The organism is Thalassobacillus devorans MSP14 (assembly GCF_000496835.1).
Taxonomy (GTDB): Bacteria; Bacillota; Bacilli; order Bacillales; family Halobacillaceae; genus Thalassobacillus; species Thalassobacillus devorans_B.
On sequence record NZ_KI543236.1, the window covers coordinates 1331291 to 1355967 of the forward strand.

The following is a 24677-nucleotide window of genomic DNA, read 5'->3' on the forward strand; positions in this document are numbered from 1 at the left end:
AAGAATTTAACATCATTAGCATATGCAGACGAAACAATCATAACCATTTTTGAGCTTTTTCCATTAATCTTGCTGTACTATCAATTTCTAGTGGAACCTCGGGAATCGATTCAAGAAAATATTTACCATAACGTGCATGAATCAAGCGTTGATCACACACAAAGACTATGCCTCTATCCGTACTGGAACGGATAAGGCGTCCGAATCCTTGTTTGAAGCGGATGACTGCATGAGGCAAAGATTGTTCCATAAAAGCATTCTTTCCATTCTGCTTCAATCGGTCTGCCCTGGCTTGATAAACTGGATGGTTCGGCGGCTGGAAGGGAAGACGCACAATCATCAGACAAGATAAGTCATCACCAGGAATGTCGACACCCTCCCAAAATGAGCTGGTCCCAAGCAAAATCGCCTGGTCAAAGGCTTGGAAGTTTTTCTTTAAACGTTCTCGACTCCCGCTGGTAATTCCCTGAGCAAACAACATGAATTCTTCAGGGAGTATAATCTCCCTAAGCAATTCATATGTTTTTTTCAACATATCATAGGAAGTGAATAAAACAAGCATTCTCCCTTCGGTAATTTGCGCCATGGAATAAATCGCTTCACAGGTCGCATGAATAAATTCTGCCTGATTGCTTTTTATATCCGGAAAATCGTTCGGTACCATCAGCTGGACCTGTTCTGCAAAAGGATAAGGTGATGGAATTTTCACTTGAACGGGTTTGAGGTCAGTGATTCCCAAACGGTCGGTAATATAACGGAAAGAATGCTTCATAGTTAGAGTAGCGCTTGTAAGCACGATACTATCCTTTGCTTCAAATAATGAATGCTTCAACTTTTCTGCCACGTTTATCGGCTCGCTATACAAGTATACGGAATTATGCGCTCCCATTGCATCAATTTCCAGCCATTTAATCTCTTCTTCCTCATCATCCAATAAATACTGGTGCAGCTCTCTATTGATTTGTTTCAATTTCTGGATGAAAGCAGAGATTTCAATGAAATCTGAATTGTAGAAGTCAGTAAGAATATTCTCCGCTTCCAAATGAGCGTTCAACGTTTCTATACCTCTATCCAGGTGATTGACAGCAAAACTTATTCTTTGGATCATTTCCTGAATAGTTGATAACTGTTTTGGTTTGATCTTGGCATGCTGATAAGTAAATTGGACTCTGCCGACATCACTTCTATCGGTACGTTTTTTATTGTTAGCAACCACCAGTTGAAAAAGATATCGGAACAAACTATCCAGGTCTTCTTTCAACTGTTTATAGACAGGAATATTTTCCTCGGCAATAGCAAGCATTTTTTTTGACCAGGCTGATTGCTTAGCAGTATATAAAGCTTCCAGCTGGTTAAAGTAGTTTTGCCATAATCCATAATCCATATGGAGGCCAAAATATTTGCTTGCTGTCGTTTCTAAATGGTGGGCTTCATCAACTATCAAATGATGGAAATCAGGTATGAATGAATGTTCCAGCGTCAGATCTGTACATAGTAACGAATGGTTGGTAATAATGATATCAGCTTTCTCTGCGTGACTTCTGGCCTTTCTGTAAAAGGAATCCTTGTTGGCTTTTGACCATGTTTCTTCTGCTTCCTCCTGATCCGTAGAGATACGGTTCCACAAATATTTGCCGCTTGAAGGTAATTGAATTTCGTCGATATCCCCGGTAATCGTTTCTGTCAACCAGACGAGAAGCATCGCTTTTGATAATATAATGTCGTAATTATCTCTGCTTCCTTCTTTCAACTCCTTACTGAAACGAAGAGTGCTGATGTAATGTTCTTTTCCTTTCAATAATGCTATTTCAAAAGGATGACGGAACAGCCTTTTCACCTGGGGTATTTCTTTTTCCAGAAGCTGGCGCTGCAGTTGGGTGGTAAACGTACTTATGACTACTTTTTTTTGGTTCGTGACTGCATAATAGACGGCTGGAATCAAATAAGCCAATGACTTTCCTGTACCGGTTTCTGCTTCGATCAATGCATGTTCTTTGGAAGTGAATGCATCATAAACCGTTTCTGCCATGGTCCTTTGCCCTTCCCGGTATTCATAATCATTTATGATAGAAGCTAATCCTTCGGCAGAAAGAAATAACTGATCAAGATAATCACCGAAAGAATCAAGAGCCTCGTATTCAGTTTCTGACTTAGGAGCTATCGCTTTTACAGCCAGGCCATGAATCATTTCCACTTCATGACTGTCCTGGCCGCTGTACATTTTTCGCTGGATTTCATCTACCAGCAAAGCTCTTAAATCGCTTTTAAGCGAGCCTTCAATTTCTAAAAGCTGCTGCAGGGTAACCAATGGAAGCATAGTGAATTTCTTAAATAAATGTGCTAATAAATCCACGGTCACTTTCGTATCAGACAGGGCACGATGGGGATCATTATGTTGAATTTGCAATTGTTCTGCAAGCTGCCCTAATTTGAATCCTGGAGATTGAGGCATAAGGATGCGAGCAAGTTCTACTGTGTCAATGACAGAATTATCAAGAGCATCCAGGCCACACCCCGCCAATTCTTTATTTAAAAAACCCAGATCAAATTGAATATTATGGGCAACGACATAGGCACCTGTAAACATTCGGTGAATCTCCGGGGCAATTTCTGAAAAGAGAGGGGCATTCTCTACGTGTTCATTGGTTATCCCGGTTAAATTTGTTATAAATGGCGGAATATCCTGTTCTGGGTAGACTAAAGAAGAAAACTCTTCTACAACTTCGCCATCTTCCCAAATTACAATTCCGACTTCGATAATCCGGTCGTTTTTCATTGGTGCATTCCCGGTTGTTTCTAAATCAACGACTGTAAATCTTGCCATCCCTTACCCCTCTTTTCATCTTTACATAGATAATTGTATACATACTTGGTAAGCCTCATAATTAATATACTTACCCGGCTTCCACTACCCTTCAATCATAAAAGGTAATGGGTCAGCTTTATTTTTAATCTGTATTTATGTATTTAAAATTCCGAACTTCTTTTACATATGCGCTGTTAACTTTGTTACTGACGAATTGTGGAAGACTCAGTTTCAAGATAAAAGGGGTTCTTTACTAAAAAAGAGTCGAGGGTGGCTTGGAAACTACTCGCATTCCTGCGGGAGTCTCGCAGTTCCCCAACCACCCCATCCGAAGGATGAGAGGAACGAACCCTGCGATAGATGAAGATGTCTTCCACAAATCATATGGAACTATGATGCAGGTTATAAGCGCTTTTTGATGCTTTTATGAGTAGCTCTTCCTATGTTGGGTGACTTCATAACGATGTTCCCGATAGTCTTACAAATGCAAGGAGGGCCGGGAAATTGCGAGACTCCTCGAAAATGCTACGCATTTTCTTCGTGCGGTGTTTATTCAGGAAGCTTAGTCAAAGTCCTATGGGAGGATAGGACATGGTGAGATCCCGCAAGGCGGAGCCTGAGGAAGCTCACCGTCCGCCCATGGAAAGCGAGTGATTTCCCGGCCCTCCAGAGAATATCTACCGTAACGGAAACAGTTTCTCTCGAAACTGAGTCTTCAACAAAAGGGAGCTTATTTGTAAAATCAACTTGAAAATTAACAAGACGTTAAATGCCTGCTATGAATACTGCAATAATAAAGGATTCCGCTTGGCTGTAAGCGAGAATCCCCTGGGTAACGCTATTTGGAACAACCTGTCCTTTACTAATTAGTGACCGGAGTCAATGGTGGTTCTTCTTCAATAATCTGTTTTACTTGATTATTTTCATCCATCAAGGCGATTTTCGGTTTGAAATCAGCTAACTCATCCTGTGAGAGCATAGCATACGATACAATAATGATGACATCGTCCGGCTGGACCAGACGAGCAGCTGCTCCATTCAGACAAACAACTCCGCTGCCCCGCTCGCCGGCAATCACATAAGTTTCGAGACGTGCTCCATTATTGTTATTGACTATTTGTACTTTTTCGTGAGGGAGGATACCTACATCCTCAATAATATCCTGATCAATCGTAATACTCCCCACGTAATTCAAGTTCGCCTCGGTAACGCGGGCACGATGAATTTTCGCTTTCATCATAGTCAGATACATGATGTCTCCTCCTATTACGTCATCAGATTATTTCACCATTGCTGTCAAAAACCAAGTTATCAATTAATCTGGCTCTTTCAAACTTTACAGCAGTGGCTAGAATCATTTGACCCATTGGTTTGTCGACAGGTTCTAAGCTTGGGTAAGATAATAATTCAATATAATCTATTTTACCATGAGTATTGTTTTCAATAAATGTATTTACAGCAGTCTTTACGTTTTCTATGCCTGTTTCCCCATCTTGAATCATTTTCCTGCCGCTTTGCAACGCCTTTAGGATAGCGGAAGCCTCCTCCCGTTCCTGGGGACTCAAATTCACATTCCTGCTGCTTTTCGCTAATCCATCCGGTTCTCTCACCGTAGGAACCGGGACGATTTCCACAGGAAAATTCAAGTCATTCACCAAGGCTTCCACTACAGCTACTTGTTGAGCATCTTTCATTCCAAAATATGCTGATGAGGGCTGGCATAAATGAAATAATTTCGCTAATACTGTGACCACCCCGCCAAAATGACCAGGACGGCTTTTCCCGCAGAGTACATTCGTCCTTTTAGTTACTGTCAGCTTGATAGCTGGTTCTGTTGGATACATATTCTTTACTGTAGGAAAAAATATAATATCTACACCAAGTTTTCGCGCTACTTCTTTATCGTGTTCTTCATCTCTTGGGTAATGATTCAAGTCTTCTCCTTCGCCAAATTGGAGCGGATTGACAAAGATGCTTAATACGACAATTTCATTTTGCTGTTTAGCCTGCCTGATTAGCTGTTCATGACCTTCATGTAAAAAACCCATGGTAGGTACAAACCCAATCTTTTTACCCTGAACACGATAATTGCTCGTTACTTTCTGTAATTCTTCAGGTGATTCGATGATTTTCATGATTCATCTCCGTTGTTAACGCGCGGCAGACTTGATGTGTCCATGGTAAACGTATGTGACTCTTTAGGGAAATCTCCTGTTTTAACTTCTTTTACATATTTTTCAATCGCTCCAGTAAAAGTCCGGTTAGCATCCTCGTAGGTTTGCACGAATTTAGGCAATCGATTCACGCCGTAGTTCATAATATCATGATAAACTAATACCTGACCATCACATCCAGCACCTGCACCAATTCCTATCGTTGGAATGGAAAGCTGTTCGGTGATCAAAGCAGCCAGTTCCCTTGGCACACATTCCAGCACCAATGCTATTGCTCCGCTTCTTTCAACCGCTAAGGCGTCCTTTAGTAATTGTTCTGCAGTTTCCTTTTGTTTTCCCTGGACTTTGTAGCCTCCTAATACATTAACTGTTTGCGGAGTGAGTCCGAGATGGCCGACTATTGGTATACCGCCTTCTGTCAATCGTTCAATCATTGGAAGAACGCTTCCCGCCCCTTCTACCTTCAATGCCTGCGCCTGGGTTTCCTGATAAATCTTCATCGCATTCTTTAACGTATCTTCAGCTGAAATATGGTAAGACATAAAAGGCATGTCCACAACAACATAAGTGTCACCAGCTCCCCGGACAACAGCTTTTCCATGGTGAATCATATCATCTACCGTAACAGGTATCGTGGAATCATAACCCAACACTACCATACCTAAAGAATCCCCTACTAATATCATTTCAACGCCCGCTTGTTCCGCGAGCTTGGCTGATGGGTAATCATAAGCTGTTACCATGGCGATTTTTTCATTATTTTCCTTCATATCAAGCATTTGTTTACGGGTTAGCATTGTAACCACCCTCTCCCCAGTGAATTTCAGCAGAATAAAGCTTTTCCTGACTGCCATCTTTTGTCTGAGTCAATAACGCACCATCAGCTTCGATGCCGACCAGCGTTGCTTCCCATGTCTTACGCATCGTAGATATCTTAACATCCTGTCCAATTTTGTACCCATACTTTTCCCATTTTTTCTTAACGGGAAGGAAACCCTCTTGAATAAACTGTTCATATGTATTTTCGAAGGTCTCCAAAATCAGCTGGATGAGCCAGTTTATATCCCAGGTCTCACCGGATTCCTGGCGGAGGGAAGTAGCTTTATACCTGATGTCTTCAGGGAGGCTGGATTGGTCCTGATTGACATTGATGCCTATTCCCAACACAATATATTGGATCTGGTCCTGCTCCGCTTGCATTTCTGTCAATATTCCTGCAACTTTTTTATGGTTGATCAACAAATCATTCGGCCATTTGATTTGTGGAGATAGGTCTGATATTGATGCTATCGCCTCTGCCAATACTACAGCAGCAAGCAACGTAATTTGAGGGGCTTGGACAGGGGGAAGCTCGGGCTTCAGCAATAAGCTGAACCAGATGCCTTCATTTCTTTTTGAATGCCAGGAACGGGACATTCGTCCTTTCCCTTTTACCTGCTCATCAGCTACGACAACAGTTCCATGCCCGTATCCTTCTTTTGCTAACTTATGAGCAATATCCTGTGTAGATGAAACTTGCTCATAGTGAAAGATGTCCTTGCCAATTCGACTGGTATTCAGCCCCCATTGCAAGGTGTTTTTCGTAACCTTATCCGGGTAAGCTACTATACGGTAGCCTTTCCGGGGGGCAGCTTCTATTTCATAACCGTCTTTTCCTAACTCCTTCATATGTTTCCAAACAGCCGTTCTGGATACTTCCAGCTGTTCTGATAGTTCTTGACCTGAAAGGTAGGAATCCCTGTTGCTCTCTAAGATTTTTATCAGTCTTTGCCGGGTGGATTCCATTTGCTCACCCACTCCTTTATTTCATTATAATCATTCCTAAGCTCCCTGGATACTACCTTCTTTTCAAGGGTTTTGAGTAACTTGCCAATCCATGGGCCTTTTGGTTTTTGTGGAGTTATATCAAACAGGTCTTTTGCCTGAAAAGCAAGCTCCCTCCGATTAGTGATAACCAGTGTTGTTCTTAGTTTTTTTACATTCTCCTTCAATCGGTCAGGGTCCCGCGTATACAAAATACCTGCCACTCTCGCAAAAGAGCTGATTAGTTTTTCAGGCAGCTGATACACCAGCCATTCATCCAGACCATTACTATCGTAATACTGGATCGCTTCATTGATACCTTTAGCATCGTTTTTAACTTGTTTTGACAGCTTCCATTGCCTACTCCAATCTTCTATAGAGACCTCGGGAAGACGGAAAACAAAGTAACTGATGATTTCTGCAAAGCCACCAAGAGGAAAAGTAATTGTTTTTGCCTGGTGGAACAAGTCAGGATAATCACGGAAAATTGGAAATCGACAAAATAAGCTTGCATCATCACAAATATCAATCGCCTGGACCAGAGCTTCGCCTTGAAGCATTTTTTCAAATTCGATAGCTACACGTTCTACAGCAATTTTTTCGAGTAACATGCCTTGTTGTTGAATGGCTGCCATGGTTTCTTCTTCAATCGTATATCCCAGTTGACTTACAAAACGGACTGCCCGCATGATTCGCAATGGGTCTTCTTCAAACCTTTCATAAGGGTTTCCGACAGCTTGTATTTTTTTGCTTTCAATGGCTTGCAGCCCCTCAAAAGGGTCAATCACATCTCCATTTTTATCTAAAGCAATCGCATTGATGGTAAAATCTCTCCTCGCCAAATCCTCTTTAATATCCGACACAAATTCCACCTTATCCGGATGACGATAGTCCTGGTATCCTGACTCGGATCGAAACGTCGTAATCTCGTAAGATTCTCCATCGAAGCGTACAATTACTGTACCATGTTCGATACCTACTGGAATAACTTTCTCAAAGATATCCAAAATTTTCTCTGGTATAGCAGAACTTGCCAAATCAACATCACCGATTTGCCTGCCAATCAATGCGTCACGCACAGCCCCTCCAACAAAAAAAGCCTGAAAGCCATGACTTTCTATCCGCTTAATGACTGGCAGAGCTTTTTGAAATGCCAGGAAACTCTTTATGTTTACTTTCATGATTTCAACACCTTATCATAAAGAGCTTCATATTGTTTCAATATTTGGTGGGAATGAAACTCTTCCTTCACTCTTTCTTCACTCTTTTTTGAGAACTCTTCCCATAAGGCATCATCCGTCAAAATTTTTATGCTCTTTTCACTAATATCTTCTACATTACCAACCTCAGATATATAGCCGGTTTCACCATGTAAAATCACTTCCGGTATACCTCCGGCTTCTGTACCTATACACGGGACACCACATGCCATCGCTTCAAGCAGTACCAGCCCAAAACTTTCTTTTTCTGAAAGTAAAAGTTTCAGATCCGAAATAGACAATAGTTCTGATACATTTTCCTGTTTTCCTAAAAATAGTACATGATCCTGAAGGTCCAGGTCCTTCACTAATTGATAGGTAGTCGAAAATTCAGGGCCATCCCCGACGAGCAACAATTTAGCAGGTAATTCTTTCACAATCTTACTGAAAGCGTAAACGACATCCTGCACCCTTTTCACCTTACGGAAATTGGAGATATGGATGATGACTTTCTCTTCCTCAGGTATATGATATTGTTTTTTTAAATCCTGATCCGAGTGGCGGTAGTACTCCCGTTCGTCTACAAAATTATAAAGAACATCCATTTCTCTCTCAACGGAGAGCATTTCTTTGGTTTGTTCAGCCAGACTGCGGGAAACAGCTGTAACCCGGTCTGACTGCTCGATACCGAATTTGATAATATTTTTCATACTGGGATCAATTCCGAGTACTGTAATATCAGTTCCATGCAAAGTAGTGATAATTTTTACATCATGTTCAACCATTTGCTTAGCAAGGATCGCGCATATAGCATGAGGCATCGCATAGTGGACATGAAGAATATCCAGTTGTTCTCTATTGATGACTTCTGCCATTTTATTTGCAAGTGCTAAATCATAAGGAGGATGACTGAAAACCGGATAATTGGTCACCTCTACCTCGTGATAGAATATATTTGAGTAAATACGGTTCAAGCGGAAAGGTACCTGGGAGGTTATGAAATGAATTTCATGCCCCTCTTCTGCTAAAAGCTTACCAAGCTCCGTAGCGATTACACCGGAACCTCCCACGGTGGGATAACATGTAATGCCTATTTTCTTCACATAATCACCCTTGCTTTTTTCTGTCTTTAATAATTTCCCGCCATTCAAGATCTCCCCGCTCCAAAGCCCTGATTAAAATCTCAGCACCGGCCATATTGGTCGCTAATGGAATCTTATGTACATCGCACAGGCGTAAAAGAGCGCTTATATCCGGTTCATGAGGCTGGGCAGTCAAAGGATCACGGAAGAAAATGATAATATCCATATCATTTTCTGCTATTTTAGCTCCGATTTGCTGGTCGCCGCCCAACGGCCCTGACTGGAAACGGACGACTTCTAAGGAAGTCGCTTCTGCAATCCGTTTCCCTGTGGTCCCAGTAGCAAATAACGTATGGTCTTTTAAGATTTGCTCATAGGCAAACACAAACTGAAGCATCTCCGGCTTTTTTTCATCATGTGCAATCAAGGCTATATTCATTAGTCTCTCCCCTAATCCAATAAATTTTCCAAACCATACGCCAGGATGTCCATTTCCATGACACGCTCCACTGACAGTTTGACTCCTGTCATAAAGGAATCACGGTTAATAGAGTCATGTTTTATTGTCAAGGTCTCCCCTGAACCTCCAAACATGACCTCCTGATGTGCTACTAATCCTGGAAGACGGACACTATGGATTTTCAACCCTTCGCTATCAGCTCCCCGGGCGCCTTCCATCGTCTCTTTTTCATTTGGGTGTCCCTGGTGTTTTGCTTCTCTTTCCTCCTGAATCAGCTCGGCAGTCTTAACAGCGGTGCCGGATGGAGCATCCAGCTTCTGATCATGATGGCGTTCAATGATTTCTACATCTGGAAAATGCTTCGCCGCCCACTTAGAGAATTGCATCATCAATACAGCTCCAATGGCGAAATTCGGGGCGATGACTGCTCCAATTTTTTTATTTTCGGCCATTTCCGTCAATTCGTTTAACTGTTCTTTCGTAAACCCTGTGGTACCTACCACAGGCCTTACGCCATTTTTGAGCGCAAGTTTCGTATGTTTATATCCAAATTCCGGTGTGGTCAAATCAATAAGTACATCTGCTTCCACTTCATTTAAGCAAACTTCAGGATCTTCATATATTTTTGCTTCAAAATCAGGCAGACTGTCCAAATCTTTCACATACTGACCATCGTATTTACGATCTATACAAGCAACTAACTGCAGGTTATCTGATTGCTCAATCATTCGCAAAGCCGCGGATCCCATTTTTCCTCTTGGTCCTGCTACAATCACTTTAATTGTGTTCATCTTTATTGCTCCCTTCTGTTACTCTCGTCCATCTGTTTTTATCTCGGCTTTCAATTTTGCTCATTGAGCGATCAAAGGCTTCGGAAAGATCGATATCCAATGAATTAGCGAAGCTTGTAAGTACAAATACTACATCTCCCAATTCTTCTTCCAAAGACCTTTCTGCTTCCGAACTCTTTTTGGGTTTCTCTCCATAATGATGATTGACTTCCCTGGCAAGCTCTCCAACTTCCTCCGTCATCCTGGCCATCATGCTCAAAGGAGAAAAGTACCCTTCTTTGAACTGGGATATGTATCGATCAACACGTTCCTGCATTTGTTTTGTCGTAAACCTCTCACTCAAAACCGCTACCTCCCCTGTATTTAATCCATCTCTCTAAATGTTAGCCAAAACTGGAGACTTTGACAAATCATTTAATCGAACTTGCACGGAGATTGTCGCTTTCCTGTTATTTGATTATAATGAAAGACATGCAAACGAATTCAGGAAAGGAGGAAGCGCCAATGATTTTCAGCTTAAAATATAAAAATATATTCTTCATTCTGCTCGGCTCCGCAATCTTCTCCTTCGGTCTTGTCCATTTTAATATTCAAAACAACTTAGGGGAAGGCGGTTTTACCGGTATCACACTTTTACTGCTGTTCCTATTCGACTGGGACCCAGGATTGATGAATATCCTTCTAAATGTACCAGTATTAATTATAGGATGGAGAATTTTAGGAAGAAATACGTTTTTTTATTCTCTTATAGGAATTTTCGCTGTCTCCCTTTTCATTTGGCTCTTTCAGATCTATACCATTCATATCAACCTGCAAAATGATATGACATTAGCCGCTCTGTTTGCGGGTGTCTTTGTAGGTGTGGGGTTGGGGATTATCTTTAAGTTTGGAGGAACCACAGGTGGCGTAGATATCCTGGCCCGGCTGATTCATAAATATTGGGGATGGTCGATGGGAAGAGCGATGTTTGTTTTTGACGCCGCTGTCATCTTTACGTCTATCATCACCTATTTGAATATGATCCAGGGAATGTATACCTTAGTAGCTGTCTACATAGCTGCCCGGGTCATCGATCTGATTCAGGAAGGAGCCTATGCTGCAAGAGGAGCTACAATCATTTCTTCGCAAAGTGAATCGCTCGCAGAAATAATCCTGAAGGAAATGGATCGTGGTGTCACTGTACTCGAAGGTCGTGGTTCTTTCACAGGAGAACGACGGGATGTTTTATATTGCGTTGTAGGTAAAAATGAAATCGTCCGCTTAAAAAATGTAATCGATTCAATTGACCCGCATGCCTTTGTTGCAGTTACTTCGGTTCATGACGTGCTTGGCGAAGGCTTCACGTTAGATGAAAACAAAAAACCGATAGAATACTAAAACCCGGCTCCAATACTTTTGGAACCGGGTTTTTTTGTCTATGAATTTATAAAAATTGATGGTTCTGGACAACCTGCTTCGGCGGGCTGCATCCAGCTCCGACGCATAGGACGTGCTAGTGCCGATGACGCCACAGGACGTGGCGTTTTCATCGGCCAGCGCCTACCCCCTCGAGGTCTTGAGTCAATCCTCTCTGGGACCAAATACGTCACGACGAGGCTTGGCTTAAGCTTGTCGGGGGTGAGCAAGGCGCTTGCGCTTTTGTTACTTAATCTTCATTCATAGCGAAAAACATAAGAAGGAAACGAATCAATTCTGCTAAAGCTACTAATGCTGCCGCCACATAAGTCAAGGCAGCTGCGTTCAAAACTTTCTTGGTCGGACGCTCTTCATTATTTGTGATGACCCCCGTTGAAACCATCTGTGCCATGGCTCTGTTGGAAGCATCGAATTCAACAGGAAGCGTGATCAGCTGGAACAATACAGCTGCCGCAAAGAATACAATCCCTAATAGCAACAGACCACTCATATTTATCAAAATTCCACCAATTATCAGGAAGATGGATATATTTGAGCCGAAGCTAGCCACAGGTACCAACGCTGAACGCAATCGTAAGAAAGCATAGTCTTGAGCATCCTGGATGGCATGTCCAACCTCATGCGCTGCAACCGCTGATGCTGCCATCGAGTGGCCATGATAGTTGTCAGAAGAAAGACGAACCACTTTCTTACGAGGGTCATAATGATCGGATAACCTACCCCTGGTTTCTTCGATGGTAACATCATAAAGTCCATTATCATCTAAAATTTTCCTGGCCACCTGCGCACCTGTCATATAGGAAGAAGTAGCAACCCTGGAATATTTTTTATACGTACTTTTCACTCGTGATTGTGCCCAAAGCGGAATAATCATCAAAAGGGTGACATAAATCAAATAGGATCCTAAACCCATTTCCATTCCTCCATCAAAGTTGTAATGTTTCTATAGGTTAATATTAGTCAATTGTCAGAAAAAGGTCAACTGTTTGGTTTTCTCCTTTGAAGTCTTGATGTTTTTTCTTTCTTCTCTGCCTGATATTTTCGATAACCAACATAGGAAAGAGTCATAAGGATACAGCCACCAACAATAATGATCGTCCATAAGAGAGCGTCAAGACGAATCCCGCCCTCATCCTCACTTGCCTGCATCATTTCTAAAGAAAGGCTTAAAATACGTGCGACTTCTTCCGGATTTTCCGCTTGTGCCAAGAGTTCATAATGACGACTGAACAGTTGGAAGAAACCATCATCGTATGTCAGAGATGCCGCTGGCAGGACACTGTCCCAAAATTGCCTGATATCAGCCAGATCCACTGGTGTATCCGGTTCAATACGGTTATGGTAACGTTCGATGCTGTTTACCAGCTCGATCTTTTCCTTTTTGAAAAAACGAGGTTCAGGGTGCACCAGCGCATCCAGCCACAAAACCAATTCCAAATGACCGTATAGTACCGAATCTATGTCAGCCTTATTTCCTAAGGCACTTTTTTTTATTTCATGGAATTGTTCGATTCGATCGGAATGATTTTCCTTCATATAGTTTTCCAATCTTTCCTCATTGTAGCGAAGTAAATTATGGGAAAGGGTTACATCGTTATTTTTGATGGCTTCATAATACTCGTCCAGAAATTCAGGAATTGTATTAGGAGCGGCGGCCTGCACTGGGGTAAAAAGAATACATGACAAAACAAATATCAGCCCTACGGTCGACGACTTCCGTAACATGATGCCCACCTCTTCTCTAGGTTCTCTAACCATTTTATGAGAGGTGGGACAAGATTAGACCTTCAATAATCGTAGCTTTTAGTTAACCTTGGCCGGACGGCTAGTATATATGCTAAGCCGATACTGACAATACTCAGCCAAAAAGTGAAGTATCCAATTGGGTTGAGGTAGTCCATGAGAGGTCCATAAACCGGCATTTGCTCAAAGACATAATCAATGACGTCATTATGCAGCGTCCAGATCCCTGCTACTGCCAAATGTCTTAATTTCAGTTGGTAAAACGGCGCGTATAGCAATCCCTGGACGGCCATCGCACCATGGGAAATGATAAGCATATATCCTGTCCAGTGCAGAGAACCTTCTACCATTAAAGTGAGCAAATTCATCACTACCGCCCATACCCCATATTTGAACAAGGTTACCATAGCAAGGCTGCCGATATAAGGTGCTTTTTTGCCAAAAAACATCAGCAATAAGAAAATGGTAAAAAACAAACTCGCAGTAGGACTATCAGGTACAAAAATCAAGTAGACCGGCTCTGTCTGTTCCAGCTGAAATCCATACCATATGTACCCATAAACAGAGCCAGCCAAATTAATTAAAAATAACAGCCAAATAAAGGTTCGATTAGTTAATATGTGATAAAACAAAGACGCCACCTCAGTCCTGCTGAATATATTATGTCCATGATATAAGACAAGCCGCGCTATGTATTAGCGCGGCTTGTATATGTTTCCATTAATGACCTGATCCACTTTCACTTTTGCCTTTTCCGGAGCCTTCTCCTTCGCCGGCACTAGCAATGAATTTAGCCAGTTTCTCCAATTCTTCATCAGAGCCTTTGAACATACCGGCAGGCATATTGCCGATACCTTCCCGAGCAATTTTCTTGATTTCCTCTACAGATTTTTCTGTTTTGAGTAGTGATGGGTTGCTTCCTTGCCCTTGCAAGGAATCTCCATGACAGCTCAGACAGTTCTGCTCATAAATGGCATATCCAGGGTCGTCCGTATTAATTTTAGGGACTTCCCCCTCTTCTTTAACGCCATATTGTTCTGAACGTTGCTCGTAATCGACGTGAGAGACAGACTCATAAGTGAGCCAGAACGTTGCGATAACACCTAATAGCATCAGCCCTGTAGCAATCGGGCGTTTAGTCGGATGGCGATCCGGCCCTTTATCCAGGAACGGAGCCAGCAGCAACGCACCAAATGCCAGTCCAGGCATAACGATCGCACCAAGTACGATGTAGTTACCACCTGCGAATTCATATTTAAGGAATTGATATAAAAATAAGAAATACCAGTCCGGCAACGGAATATAGGAAGCATTTGTCGGATCTGCCTGCTGTTCCAATGGTGATGGATGCGCAGCAGTGACGACAAGAAATCCGATTAAAAATACTGCCCCAACTAACCATTCCTTTAGAAGGAAATTAGGCCAAAAGGCTTCCGTACGGCCCGGATATTCAGAATAGTCTTTAGGTATGTTCGGTTTACGTTCCGCCGGAATACGAGAATCTCCGACGAACTTCATGCCTTTACCCCTATGCACAGCGTTCCCTCCTTTTCACAAAAGCTGTCATCTTATAGTGGTCCAGAAATACCTTGTTTACGGATCATGATGAAATGAGCTCCCATCAATCCGAATAATGCGGCAGGCAGGAAAAATACATGAATAGCGAAGAAACGCGTTAACGTCTGTGCTCCGACTATACTCGGGTCACCAGCCAGCAGCGTACGGATATAATCTCCGATGAATGGTGTGGCTGCAGCTATTTCCAAACCAACTTGTGTAGCAAAATAAGCTTTGTTGTCCCAAGGCAATAGGTAACCTGTGAAACCTAGTCCCAACATGACGAAGAATAACAATACCCCGACAATCCAGTTCAATTCACGAGGCTTCTTATAGGCTCCCTGGAAAAATACACGTAAGGTATGTAGGAACAACATTACGATTACTAAACTGGCACCCCAATGATGCATCCCACGGACAATTTGACCGTGTGCGACTTCTTTTTGCAAGTAATAGACAGATTCCCATGCATTTTCAATGTCAGGAACATAATACATCGTCAAAAACATACCGGATAATACTTGGATGACCGTAACAAAAAATGTCAAACCGCCAAAACAATAAACAAAAGCAGAGAAATGGTGGGCGGGATTGACATGTTCAGGAACTTCATGGTCGGCGATGTCACGCCACAAAGGAGTGATGTCCATCCTTTCGTCGACCCAATCATAAATCTTCTGTAACATGATTAAACCCCACTTCCTCTTGATTTGGCTTGGCCAAGATAAAGCATGCCTTCTTCCACTTTATGCTCATACAATGGTAACGGAGCTGTCGGTGGAGTGTTGGGGATGTTCACCCCGTTTTTCTTGTAACGCCCGCCGTGACATGGACAATAGAATTGATTTGGATACTCTTCATTCGAAGCCCAGTCCACGGTGCAGCCCAAGTGTGTACAAATGGGAGAAAGGGCTACGATTTCGCCGTTCTCTTTTTTGTAAACCCAGGCACTTTTTTCGACTTCTGATTCATACCAACCATCTTTCTGGTTGATTTTCCATGTGAATCGCTGTGGTTCACTAGTAAGTTCGCTTTCTTCAACAACAGCTTTAAATTTACCTGCTGCTGATGGTTGCAATACTGGATCGATAGCGAAACGAACCATTGGAGCAAGCATTCCTGCTGCCATAAATCCGCCTACTCCAGTCAATGAGTAGTTAAGGAACTGACGTCGGGATACTTGTTTTTTATCGCTCATATTTTTCCCCCCTCTATGCTGTAATCCATACTACATGGATATTTTACACACAGTTTACTAGGACATTACCATGATAGCGCAAACTTATAATCGGGTCAATAAATTATCTTATAAATGAAAAAAAATTGTAATCACCAATAAGATCTTATCATCTCTGCGATTTGGCTGACTTGTTCCTTGATGAATGATTGTACTTCTGAACTTTGCAGATTACCGGATTGAAGTCCAGGCAGCCAAACGATTTCCCCTTGGAGGTCATTACTTAACTTTCTCCAATTCATATCCAAAGTAAATAAAAAAATGTGATCAAATGGTAAATTGGTAAATTGCCCGATCCAATGATTGACACGATCCACTTCTTCTTTGTGTCTGCCAGATATGTAGTGATATTCCGGCGCCAAAAGGATACGGCCTTTATACTCCTTCTCTACTTCACTTGCAAATAACTTTAATAGTTCTTTTTGAAATGCCTGTTTTTTCATTAGCTCGTCCTTTTGCACATCAAAAGGAATCAAAGGAATAATCATTGTATCAATATATTCTTTGGATTCGGCGTACAGGGAAATGTCTTCTTGATTCCAACGCATTACTAATCACTATCCTTTCCAATATCTCTTATTTTACTAAAAAAAATCAAAATAAAAAACTGAATCTAAAAAAAGATCCAGTTTTTATTTATCTGTTATTTCGGCCAATTCCTGCTTTACTTTTTGCAACAGCTTGGCTACCCGCTTGAATGTCTGCTTATCCCCATTATCCAGTGCTTCATCTATTTCCCGTTCTAATTGTTGTCTCTGATGTTCAAGCAAACTTATATCCAATAGCCGCCCTGCCAGTTTTTTATCCTTGGCTGTCAAATAGTGATTTAGCGGAACATATGGATTTTCTTCCAAAACTGCAGCGTATCTGGCAGATTGATTAGCCTGATCAAAGTTCAACTCGATATATAGTGGGTCTTCCTGGTTAAGCCTGATGTCATGGAATGATTTTTCCGCATCCGTCGTCATTACTTTGTCTTTATAGAATCGGAACGGAGGAGCTTTCACGCCTTGAGCGCTGATAAGAATCCCTCTTGGGCAAAACTCGACTTCATCGACAAAATGGGCATGCTGCAGAATCGCTTCGTGGTTGATCAAATAATTCAAAATCCAGACACTTTCTCTTTTTTTCAATTGGTAATGATTTAGAAACCACCGGACAAAATCTTTTTTATCTTGAACGGATATAGGTGTTTCCATTTACACCCCTCCCACATCGTATTACGTGATACCATCTTCACGATTCTCCAAACGATGAACGAAATCCTCTATGTCACTGTCAGTAGGTTCAATTGTCAAATACTCCCTGAATATACGGCCGGCTTCTTGCATCCTCCCTTCTTCGACTAAAAAATAGCCATATTCTTTCAAAAATGCACTATCTTCTTTAAAGGAATTATATGCGGCTTCATAATGTTTTATAGCATCAGAATATTGTTCTTCAATCTCATAGGCTTTTGCAAGTTCCCAGTTATAATTCGGATCAACTTCCCCAAGGTCCAGCAAATGCTCTAAAAGATCGATGATAGCTTCATAATCATCATCTTTTTTATAATTCTCGATTAAGAATAAAATCGCTTCCTTATAACCCGGGTCTAAACTGACGGCTTCTTTCATGGATTGATAAGCTTCTTCTTTCTTTCCTTGTCTATGGGCAAGCGTGCCAGCCAAGTGATAAAGCTCTTTATTGAATTCATCTTTTGCAAGACCGCTTTGTGTCATCTGATAAGCTTCTTCTATCATCCCTTCACTTTCATATGCCTGAGCAAGTAAAGGATAGGCAGATTGATAGTAAGGGTCTCTATCCACAAGATCTTCCCATACCTTAATAGCTATATCATTACGGTTTGCCTGAAAAGCGACAAATCCATACCTGAATTTGACATCAGCATTTTCTTCCTCGACTTTTTGAAAATGAGCAAGTGATTGTTCAAAATCTCCAGTCGCCGCATAGGCTTCCGCCAATCTTGCCGCTACCTCGACATCTCCAATGACAGGTTCGCGGTGAAAAGCATTCTCATAAAAAGGGATGCTTTTATTGTATTCCCCATTAGAAAAGGAAAGTTCTCCTAATGCGAAATCAATGACCGCTTCATTCGGAGCCGCCTGTTTAGCTGCCAGCAGCTTTTGTTCGGCGACTTCATATAATCCTTGCGATTGATATAGATCAGCAAGCTGCATCAATGAGGGCAGGTAATCTTCATCTTCCGGTCCGAATTGATTTAAGAGATCAATCGCTTCCTCATCTTCTTCCAAATCAATATGAATTTCTGACAACATAATCTTCAATTCATTTTCTTTTGGATAACGCTGACTTAATTCTTTGAGAATCATCTTTGCTTCTTCCAACATCCCCCATTGGATATACAACTCCGCGATGGTAAAACGCTCTTCTTCGTCTGCTTCCGGCAAATAGGATTGTAAGGTTTTTAATGCTTCATCAGTCCGGTTTGCTTCCATGAGCCGGACAGCTTCTTGTATTTCCTCCATATGGACATCCTTTCTCATCTATACAAAATGCATTGGTATCGAAACTTTTCTGTGCATTCCTGTTACTTTTTCATTTAGGATTTGCTGATGTATCTGGATTACATTCCCATCCTTGATTGTAATATCAGGAACAGACCCATAGTAACTGATTTCCGCAGGATCATCAATCAGTGTGTCTCCATTATGCAAATGCATATTGAAATCCGCTTGTCCCCCAGGTACCAATTCTCCTTTATAAGGATAAATACCTGCTCTTCGAAGATTCTTACTGGTTAGTGGAAGGTCCGTAACAGGATCCTGCAAGGTAATCATATCACAATGCTCTACTATTTTATTCCACTCTGTATATACTTTTGGATGATTCTCCTTTTGTGGAGAAACAAGGGGTGCAATGGGAGTCCTGGAGTAACTTTGAGCTTGAGCAAGCCATTCCCACGCAACCTCTTCATATACTTTTTCATCCGTCCCTTCGAACAAAATGAAAGGAACTTTTTGCATACCGAAGAATCGGACCATAGCGGGTGTCAACAGGCGAGGTGCAACGACAGGAGTAATCATATAATCCAGAGGAAGTCCAGCAAGCATCCTGCAAAAAGATTCATATTTCTCCTTAAATAGATGAGAAGTTTTGATCGGCAGCTGTACGATCAGTAACGTACAGCCTCTTTTCAGGTAATCAAAGCTGAGCGTCATTTTATCTGCAGAGGGATACAAAGGGGTTGCCACATCTACCATGACGTACCCTGGAGTAATGTGGAAAGCATCAACATTCAACTCCATCGGATGGGATGCAGCAAGGAACCTCCTTACAAAGCGGTCTTCTTCTACCAGTACTTCTTTATTCATCCATTCATCTTTATGCCAAGTCCGTTGATAAAAATAGTAAGCTCCCATACTTGTCCACCTCCGACAGGCTTTCTATAAGGTATGAGAGCTTGACCAGTTGTATGATAAACTATGTTATTTTTTCAATGATTCCAAGTGATCAAAAAATCCAGGATAGGATATATCAATACACTGTCCGTTAGTCAAGACCGTTTCCCCTTCAGCTACCAGTGAAGCAATGGAAATCATCATACCAATTCGATGATCCATATAAGAATCAGCCACAGTGCCCTTCAATGAGGTTTTCCCATGAATGATCAGACCGTCCTCTTTTTCTTCAACCTCGGCTCCAAAACTGGTGAGTACTTGTGCTACAGCGGCTATCCTGTCTGTCTCTTTGACGCGTAATTCACCCGCATCCCCAATGATTGTCTTACCCCTGGCCTGAGTTGCTATCAATGCAAGGATCGGCAGCTCATCAATCAAAGAAGGGATGAGTTCCCCTTCAATATGAGCACCTGACAGGACTTTGTATTTTATTTCCACATTTCCTACTGGTTCTCCTCCTATTCTTCTCGTTTCTTTAACCAGAATATCTGCTCCCATCATTTCCAATGCCTCGATTAAGCCAATTCTTGTAGGGTTTAACCCAACATCACGGACGATGATATGACTACCCGGGACAATGGCAGCAGCGGCCAGGAAAAAAGCAGCAGAGGAAATATCACCAGGCACAGTCAAATCAGCTGGAACTGGTTCTTGTCCTCCATGGATGATCACCTTCTTGCCTTCGATGGTCAAGTCAACCCCGAATTGAGGGAGCATCTGCTCCGTATGATCTCTTGTTTTCACCTGTTCGATAATGGTGGTTTCACCTGAACTGAGCATACCTGCAAGCAATATGGCAGATTTCACCTGTGCGCTTTTTACTGGCATTTCATAAGTAATTCCCCGCAGGCTGGTGCCATGAATCGCAAGCGGAAGGTAGCTGCCTTCACTTCTTCCGTCTATTTTCGCTCCCATTTGATGCAACGGAAGTATAACTCTATCCATCGGCCGTTTCGATAAGGAGGCATCGCCATGACAAGTGGTGAATAATGGCAGAGCAGCCAATACACCTGTGACAAGGCGGGCAGTTGTACCGGAATTTCCAAAATAGACCGGGCGTTCCGCCTCTTTCAGAGAAGCTATCCCTTCACTTGTTATAACCAGGTCTGTATCTGATTGTTCAATCTTCACACCTAATTCACGAAAAACCTGAATGGTTCGCATACAATCCTCACCTGCTAAAAAATTAGAAACATGGGAGGTCCCTTTGGCTAGTGATGAAAAAATCACTGCACGATGGGAAATTGATTTGTCTCCAGGTACTGTCAATTCCATAGCAATTGCATGGTCAATAGGCGACAATGTCATTTCATTCACGGCTATTTCCTCCTAATCTTCGATCGTAACCTCATAATTGTGGTCTTCCAGTACTCGTTTACTTTCTTTTTGTTCTTTACTGCTTTGAAAGCTTATTCGCAGTACTCCGGTTATCCCTTCCCGTACTTCAAGTATTTCTATATTTTTGATAGATATCTCTTTGTCAGCCAGGTGTCCGATGACATGCAATAGCGCTCCGGGCTGGTCATGAATATCCACATAGATATCATAAAAAGATGGGATGGCTCCACGCTTCTTAACCGGCAACCCATCTCGATATTGTTTTGCTTGCATTAAATATTCTTCTGTCGCTTTCCCATTGCTCTCACTTAACAAAGATTTTACCTGCTCCATTTCTCTAATCCAGTCTTCCAGCATGGAAATCAATATCGGCCTGTTCTGCAAAAAGATATCTTTCCATAGTCCAGGATTACTGGATGCTATCCTTGTAATATCACGGAAACCTCCTGCAGCGAGATCTTCCAGGTAAGGATGGGTCTCCTGCCAGTTACGTGCCTGATGGACGAGAGAGGAAGCAATCAGGTGGGGAAAATGGGAGATGACTGCTGTCATCTCGTCGTGCTCCTCTGTAGAAAAAATTAAAAATCTGGCCCCGGTAGGTGCTAATACTTCCTTCAGCTTGTCTACATCTTCCATTATCGCATTCTCAGAAGGAGTGAGTACATAAATGGCGTTTTCGAACAAGTGAGCTTTGGCTGCCTGTATCCCCTGTTTATGGGACCCCGCCATCGGATGCCCACCAATGAAGACGAGAGATCTATTCGTAATCTCTGCAGACTGTTTCATTACATTCCCTTTCACGGATGAAACATCAGAGACCAGTAATTTATCCTTCAAATCCATGTCATTCAACAGCCTGATGTACTGTAATGTAATGGGAATCGGAGTAGCAAGAATCAGGATATCAGCCCGAGCGACACCAGTAATGAAATCCGTACAAATTTCATCGACAGCCCCGTTTTCCAACGCTATTCTATTCGTTTCTTCATGTGTATCATACCCTATGACATGAAATTGCCGGCGGGACCTGATACTCATGGCCAATGATCCGCCAATCAAACCAAGTCCCGCTACCATTACTTTCTCTTTCACTTTTTCACACCTGTTTTACTAGCAGATAAGAACTGACTGATCTCCTGTTGGATTTGCTCCATTACTTCCTTACTGCCAATCGTTAATCGGATACTGTTCGATATCCCGAGTGCTTCACCGGAACGAACAATGAATCCCTTGCTTAGTAAGTGCTCAAACAATTCGTCCCCACTTACAGGAAGATTGATCAATAAAAAGTTCGCCTGTGAATCAAAATAGCCTAATTCGTGTTCATCACAGAAATCCATCATCGCTTTTCGATTATCTTTGTTGCGTGACACTGACTCATTCAAAAACTTCTTATCTTCTAAAGCGATGATCGCTGCAGCTTGCGCGATTGTAGAAGTATTAAAAGGCTCACGTGCCGGGTCAAGCTGATGTATAACCTCTGTACGGGCTATACCATAACCAATTCTCAAACCGGCCAATCCATAAGCTTTTGAGAATGTACGTAAAGCGATGAGGTTTGGATATTCCTCTAACCCTGCTACCGCATCATAATTATCCGAAGCGTCCATGTACTCATAGTAAGCTTCATCAATCACTACCAGGACATCATCGGGGCAACGTTCCAGAAATCTTTCCATATCAGGAGCTGAAATGTGTGAGCCTGTCGGGTTATTAGGGGTACACAGCCATACGACTCGGGTTTGGTCGTCTATGGCTTCCAGCATGCGATCTAAATCATGATATCCATCAATTACTGGCACCTCCCGAATTTCAGCCCCTTCTATCAAAGCATTATGTTTATATTGAGGAAAAGTAGGCGTAGCCATTACTGTATTGGTTCCTGGCTCTAAATACGTACGGCTAATAATCTGAACGATTTCATCGGAGCCATTTCCAAATATCAGTTGTGTTTCCTTTACCTTCAGCTTATCACTCAAAATTCTTCTCAGCTCTGCCGCATATCCATCCGGGTATTTTTCTAAACCTGCTATCAAACCAGGCAACTCCTTTTTCACCTGAGGAGAAAAACCAAATGGGTTTTCATTGGAAGCTAACTTGACGATTTCTGTTAACCCATATTCTTTTTTAACCTCTTCAATTTGTTTGCCAGGTTTATACGGCTGCATTGTTTTTAAAATTTCTTTTGCTTTCATCCCAATTCTCCTTTCGACTCTTGCAGATCAGGACGTAATTTTTTCGCCCCGTAATGATAAATATGTTCCACTTGATCTTGATCGCGCTCCGTAAGGACAGTTACCATAACCCTGATGCATTTAGGAAGCGCTTCTGGCACTTCAATTTCCCTCATACACATCACAGGTACAAAGGTCCACCCCTCGATTTGACGAAGCGATTTTGCCGGAAAAGCCTGGTTCAAATCGCCTGTTGCTGAAAATAAAACCGAAACGACATCTTCTGCATTTATATCGTTCGCATCAATCAAATCAATCATCATTTCATGGGCACGCTCAATTATTTCTTCTTTATCATTGTTATCTACTGTGGTCGCTCCTCTGATCCCCCTGATCATCAGCTCATCACCTCTTCTTGGAAATGAATTAACATATCGGTCAGTTCCTGCTCTTGCAACTCCATCATGGCTGGTTCTCCAAGCTGTTGTAATAACACCATATTCACAATTCCCGCCGATGATTTTTTATCTTTTTTCATGCGAGCTACCAAACGGTTGGAATGTAAAGATTGCAAAGCATCAAGCGGGTATCCTTGCCGTTCGAGCCAGTTATACAACTCCATAAACGGTAAATTTGCACCCAATTTTTCTTTACTTACATACATCGCAAACAATAAACCGATGGCCACTGCTTCGCCATGGGTCAAACTTCCGTAACCCGATTCTGCTTCTATAGCATGGCCAAGAGTATGGCCTAAATTCAAATATTTTCTTATGCCCTTTTCCTTCTCATCCTGCTCTACAATTGCAGATTTGATTGCTATTCCCTGCAGGAGATGATCTACTAACACCTCTTCTTTGATATCGCTGGTAAGTGGCCGCGATATTACATCTTTAAATAATTCCGGATTATCCAAACAGCCATGTTTGACTATTTCTGCATATCCCGAGCGTATTTCGTGAAATGGTAACGTCCGCAGTGTCTCGATGTCATACAGGACCTGTGTTGGACTATAGAAACAGCCTATCAAATTTTTCCCTTGCGTATGATTAATGGCAACCTTGCCACCGACACTGCTGTCATGGGCAAGTATCGTAGTAGGTACCTGGATATAATCAATACCACGCATATAAGTGGCAGCAACAAACCCTGCCAAGTCTCCAACTACTCCGCCCCCCAGTGCGATCACCAGGGAATTGCGATCCAGACCATTTTCAATACATGCTGTCAGTAATTCTTCGTACTGACTCATACATTTGGATTGTTCACCCGCTGGAAAAATGGCTGTATCTACCTTCGTGGAAGAGAAAGACTGTTTGATATCTTCCAGATATAGTGGAGCTACTTCACTGTCTGTGATAATGAGGACATGTGGGTAACTGCCTTCGATAAGACTGCCGATCGAATGGCGCAGTCCACTGCCAATTTGAACTTTATATAGGTGATTGCTGGCCTGAATTGATAATTGCTTCATC

The 24677-nt window shown here is 42.1% G+C and carries 26 protein-coding genes; 1 reads left to right on the plus strand and 25 read right to left on the minus strand.

Annotation, left to right across the window (positions count from 1 at the left end):
• Window positions 1–37: 37 nt before the first annotated feature.
• The 10 genes from dinG to P855_RS0107670 all read right to left on the minus strand — a co-directional run bounded on the left by dinG (window position 38) and on the right by P855_RS0107670 (window position 10631).
• The gene (gene dinG, locus P855_RS0107625) at window positions 38–2824 is read right to left on the minus strand and encodes an ATP-dependent DNA helicase DinG (protein ID WP_028783008.1); all 2787 of its coding nucleotides are present in this window, start codon (window positions 2822–2824) and stop codon (window positions 38–40) included.
• An 844-nt stretch (window positions 2825–3668) separates the two neighbouring features.
• Entirely contained in the window at window positions 3669–4058 is a 390-nt protein-coding gene (gene panD / locus P855_RS0107630; protein ID WP_028783009.1) for an aspartate 1-decarboxylase, read from the minus strand.
• 22 nt (window positions 4059–4080) lie between these two features.
• On the minus strand, window positions 4081–4941 hold the full coding sequence (gene panC / locus P855_RS0107635; protein ID WP_028783010.1) for a pantoate--beta-alanine ligase: 861 nt from the start codon (window positions 4939–4941) through the stop codon (window positions 4081–4083).
• Window positions 4938–5777, minus strand: a complete 840-nt coding sequence (panB, locus tag P855_RS0107640; RefSeq protein ID WP_028783011.1) for a 3-methyl-2-oxobutanoate hydroxymethyltransferase — start codon at window positions 5775–5777, stop codon at window positions 4938–4940. Before panB ends, panC begins: the two co-directional genes overlap by 4 nt.
• Window positions 5764–6765, minus strand: a complete 1002-nt coding sequence (locus P855_RS0107645; RefSeq protein ID WP_028783012.1) for a biotin--[acetyl-CoA-carboxylase] ligase — start codon at window positions 6763–6765, stop codon at window positions 5764–5766. The genes panB and P855_RS0107645 overlap by 14 nt, the downstream gene beginning before the upstream one ends.
• The gene (locus tag P855_RS0107650; protein WP_028783013.1) at window positions 6741–7964 is read right to left on the minus strand and encodes a CCA tRNA nucleotidyltransferase; all 1224 of its coding nucleotides are present in this window, start codon (window positions 7962–7964) and stop codon (window positions 6741–6743) included. The genes P855_RS0107645 and P855_RS0107650 overlap by 25 nt, the downstream gene beginning before the upstream one ends.
• Entirely contained in the window at window positions 7961–9085 is a 1125-nt protein-coding gene (gene bshA, locus P855_RS0107655; RefSeq protein ID WP_028783014.1) for an N-acetyl-alpha-D-glucosaminyl L-malate synthase BshA, read from the minus strand. The genes P855_RS0107650 and bshA overlap by 4 nt, the downstream gene beginning before the upstream one ends.
• 4 nt (window positions 9086–9089) lie before the next feature.
• On the minus strand, window positions 9090–9503 hold the full coding sequence (locus P855_RS0107660; RefSeq protein ID WP_028783015.1) for a methylglyoxal synthase: 414 nt from the start codon (window positions 9501–9503) through the stop codon (window positions 9090–9092).
• 11 nt (window positions 9504–9514) lie between these two features.
• The gene (gene dapB / locus P855_RS0107665; RefSeq protein WP_028783016.1) at window positions 9515–10315 is read right to left on the minus strand and encodes a 4-hydroxy-tetrahydrodipicolinate reductase; all 801 of its coding nucleotides are present in this window, start codon (window positions 10313–10315) and stop codon (window positions 9515–9517) included.
• The gene (locus P855_RS0107670) at window positions 10302–10631 is read right to left on the minus strand and encodes a nucleotide pyrophosphohydrolase (protein WP_037985950.1); all 330 of its coding nucleotides are present in this window, start codon (window positions 10629–10631) and stop codon (window positions 10302–10304) included. The genes dapB and P855_RS0107670 overlap by 14 nt, the downstream gene beginning before the upstream one ends.
• A 188-nt stretch (window positions 10632–10819) precedes the next feature.
• Here P855_RS0107670 and P855_RS0107675 point away from each other — a divergent pair, with 188 nt between their 5' ends.
• On the plus strand, window positions 10820–11692 hold the full coding sequence (locus P855_RS0107675; RefSeq protein ID WP_028783018.1) for a YitT family protein: 873 nt from the start codon (window positions 10820–10822) through the stop codon (window positions 11690–11692).
• 268 nt (window positions 11693–11960) lie between these two features.
• Here P855_RS0107675 and P855_RS0107680 read toward each other — a convergent pair whose 3' ends face one another.
• From P855_RS0107680 to aroB, 15 genes are all read right to left on the minus strand, one after another.
• Window positions 11961–12644: a zinc metallopeptidase gene (locus tag P855_RS0107680; RefSeq protein ID WP_028783019.1), complete on the minus strand. Its 684-nt coding sequence runs from the start codon at window positions 12642–12644 to the stop codon at window positions 11961–11963.
• A 65-nt stretch (window positions 12645–12709) separates the two neighbouring features.
• Window positions 12710–13456, minus strand: coding sequence for a sporulation protein YpjB (locus P855_RS0107685; protein ID WP_028783020.1), 747 nt, complete (start codon window positions 13454–13456; stop codon window positions 12710–12712).
• Window positions 13457–13518: 62 nt separating this feature from the next.
• Entirely contained in the window at window positions 13519–14106 is a 588-nt protein-coding gene (locus tag P855_RS0107690) for a DUF1405 domain-containing protein (RefSeq protein WP_037985714.1), read from the minus strand.
• Window positions 14107–14194: 88 nt separating this feature from the next.
• A complete protein-coding gene (locus tag P855_RS0107695; protein WP_028783022.1) occupies window positions 14195–15010 on the minus strand; it encodes a menaquinol-cytochrome c reductase cytochrome b/c subunit in 816 nt (271 codons plus the stop codon).
• Window positions 15011–15042: 32 nt separating this feature from the next.
• Window positions 15043–15717 (minus strand): menaquinol-cytochrome c reductase cytochrome b subunit, encoded by a 675-nt coding sequence (gene qcrB / locus P855_RS0107700; protein ID WP_028783023.1) that lies wholly within the window; start codon window positions 15715–15717, stop codon window positions 15043–15045.
• 2 nt (window positions 15718–15719) lie between these two features.
• Window positions 15720–16229 (minus strand): ubiquinol-cytochrome c reductase iron-sulfur subunit, encoded by a 510-nt coding sequence (locus tag P855_RS0107705; RefSeq protein ID WP_028783024.1) that lies wholly within the window; start codon window positions 16227–16229, stop codon window positions 15720–15722.
• 131 nt (window positions 16230–16360) lie between these two features.
• The gene (locus P855_RS0107710; RefSeq protein ID WP_028783025.1) at window positions 16361–16816 is read right to left on the minus strand and encodes a DUF2487 family protein; all 456 of its coding nucleotides are present in this window, start codon (window positions 16814–16816) and stop codon (window positions 16361–16363) included.
• 84 nt (window positions 16817–16900) lie between these two features.
• Window positions 16901–17467 carry a ReoY family proteolytic degradation factor gene (locus P855_RS0107715; RefSeq protein ID WP_028783026.1) on the minus strand — a complete coding sequence of 189 codons (567 nt, stop codon included), beginning with the start codon at window positions 17465–17467 and terminating at the stop codon, window positions 16901–16903.
• Window positions 17468–17488: 21 nt separating this feature from the next.
• Window positions 17489–18757, minus strand: a complete 1269-nt coding sequence (locus tag P855_RS0107720; RefSeq protein WP_028783027.1) for a tetratricopeptide repeat protein — start codon at window positions 18755–18757, stop codon at window positions 17489–17491.
• Window positions 18758–18775: 18 nt separating this feature from the next.
• Window positions 18776–19651: a hypothetical protein gene (locus tag P855_RS0107725; protein ID WP_028783028.1), complete on the minus strand. Its 876-nt coding sequence runs from the start codon at window positions 19649–19651 to the stop codon at window positions 18776–18778.
• Between the two features lie 66 nt (window positions 19652–19717).
• Window positions 19718–20998: a 3-phosphoshikimate 1-carboxyvinyltransferase gene (gene aroA, locus P855_RS0107730; RefSeq protein WP_037985953.1), complete on the minus strand. Its 1281-nt coding sequence runs from the start codon at window positions 20996–20998 to the stop codon at window positions 19718–19720.
• Between the two features lie 21 nt (window positions 20999–21019).
• Window positions 21020–22120 (minus strand): prephenate dehydrogenase, encoded by a 1101-nt coding sequence (locus tag P855_RS0107735; protein ID WP_028783030.1) that lies wholly within the window; start codon window positions 22118–22120, stop codon window positions 21020–21022.
• Window positions 22117–23223 carry a histidinol-phosphate transaminase gene (gene hisC, locus P855_RS0107740; protein ID WP_028783031.1) on the minus strand — a complete coding sequence of 369 codons (1107 nt, stop codon included), beginning with the start codon at window positions 23221–23223 and terminating at the stop codon, window positions 22117–22119. The genes P855_RS0107735 and hisC overlap by 4 nt, the downstream gene beginning before the upstream one ends.
• Complete coding sequence (aroH, locus tag P855_RS0107745) at window positions 23220–23600, minus strand: chorismate mutase (protein WP_028783032.1); 381 nt, start codon at window positions 23598–23600, stop codon at window positions 23220–23222. The genes hisC and aroH overlap by 4 nt, the downstream gene beginning before the upstream one ends.
• Complete coding sequence (gene aroB, locus P855_RS0107750) at window positions 23600–24676, minus strand: 3-dehydroquinate synthase (RefSeq protein ID WP_028783033.1); 1077 nt, start codon at window positions 24674–24676, stop codon at window positions 23600–23602. Before aroB ends, aroH begins: the two co-directional genes overlap by 1 nt.
• Window position 24677: the final 1 nt, after the last annotated feature.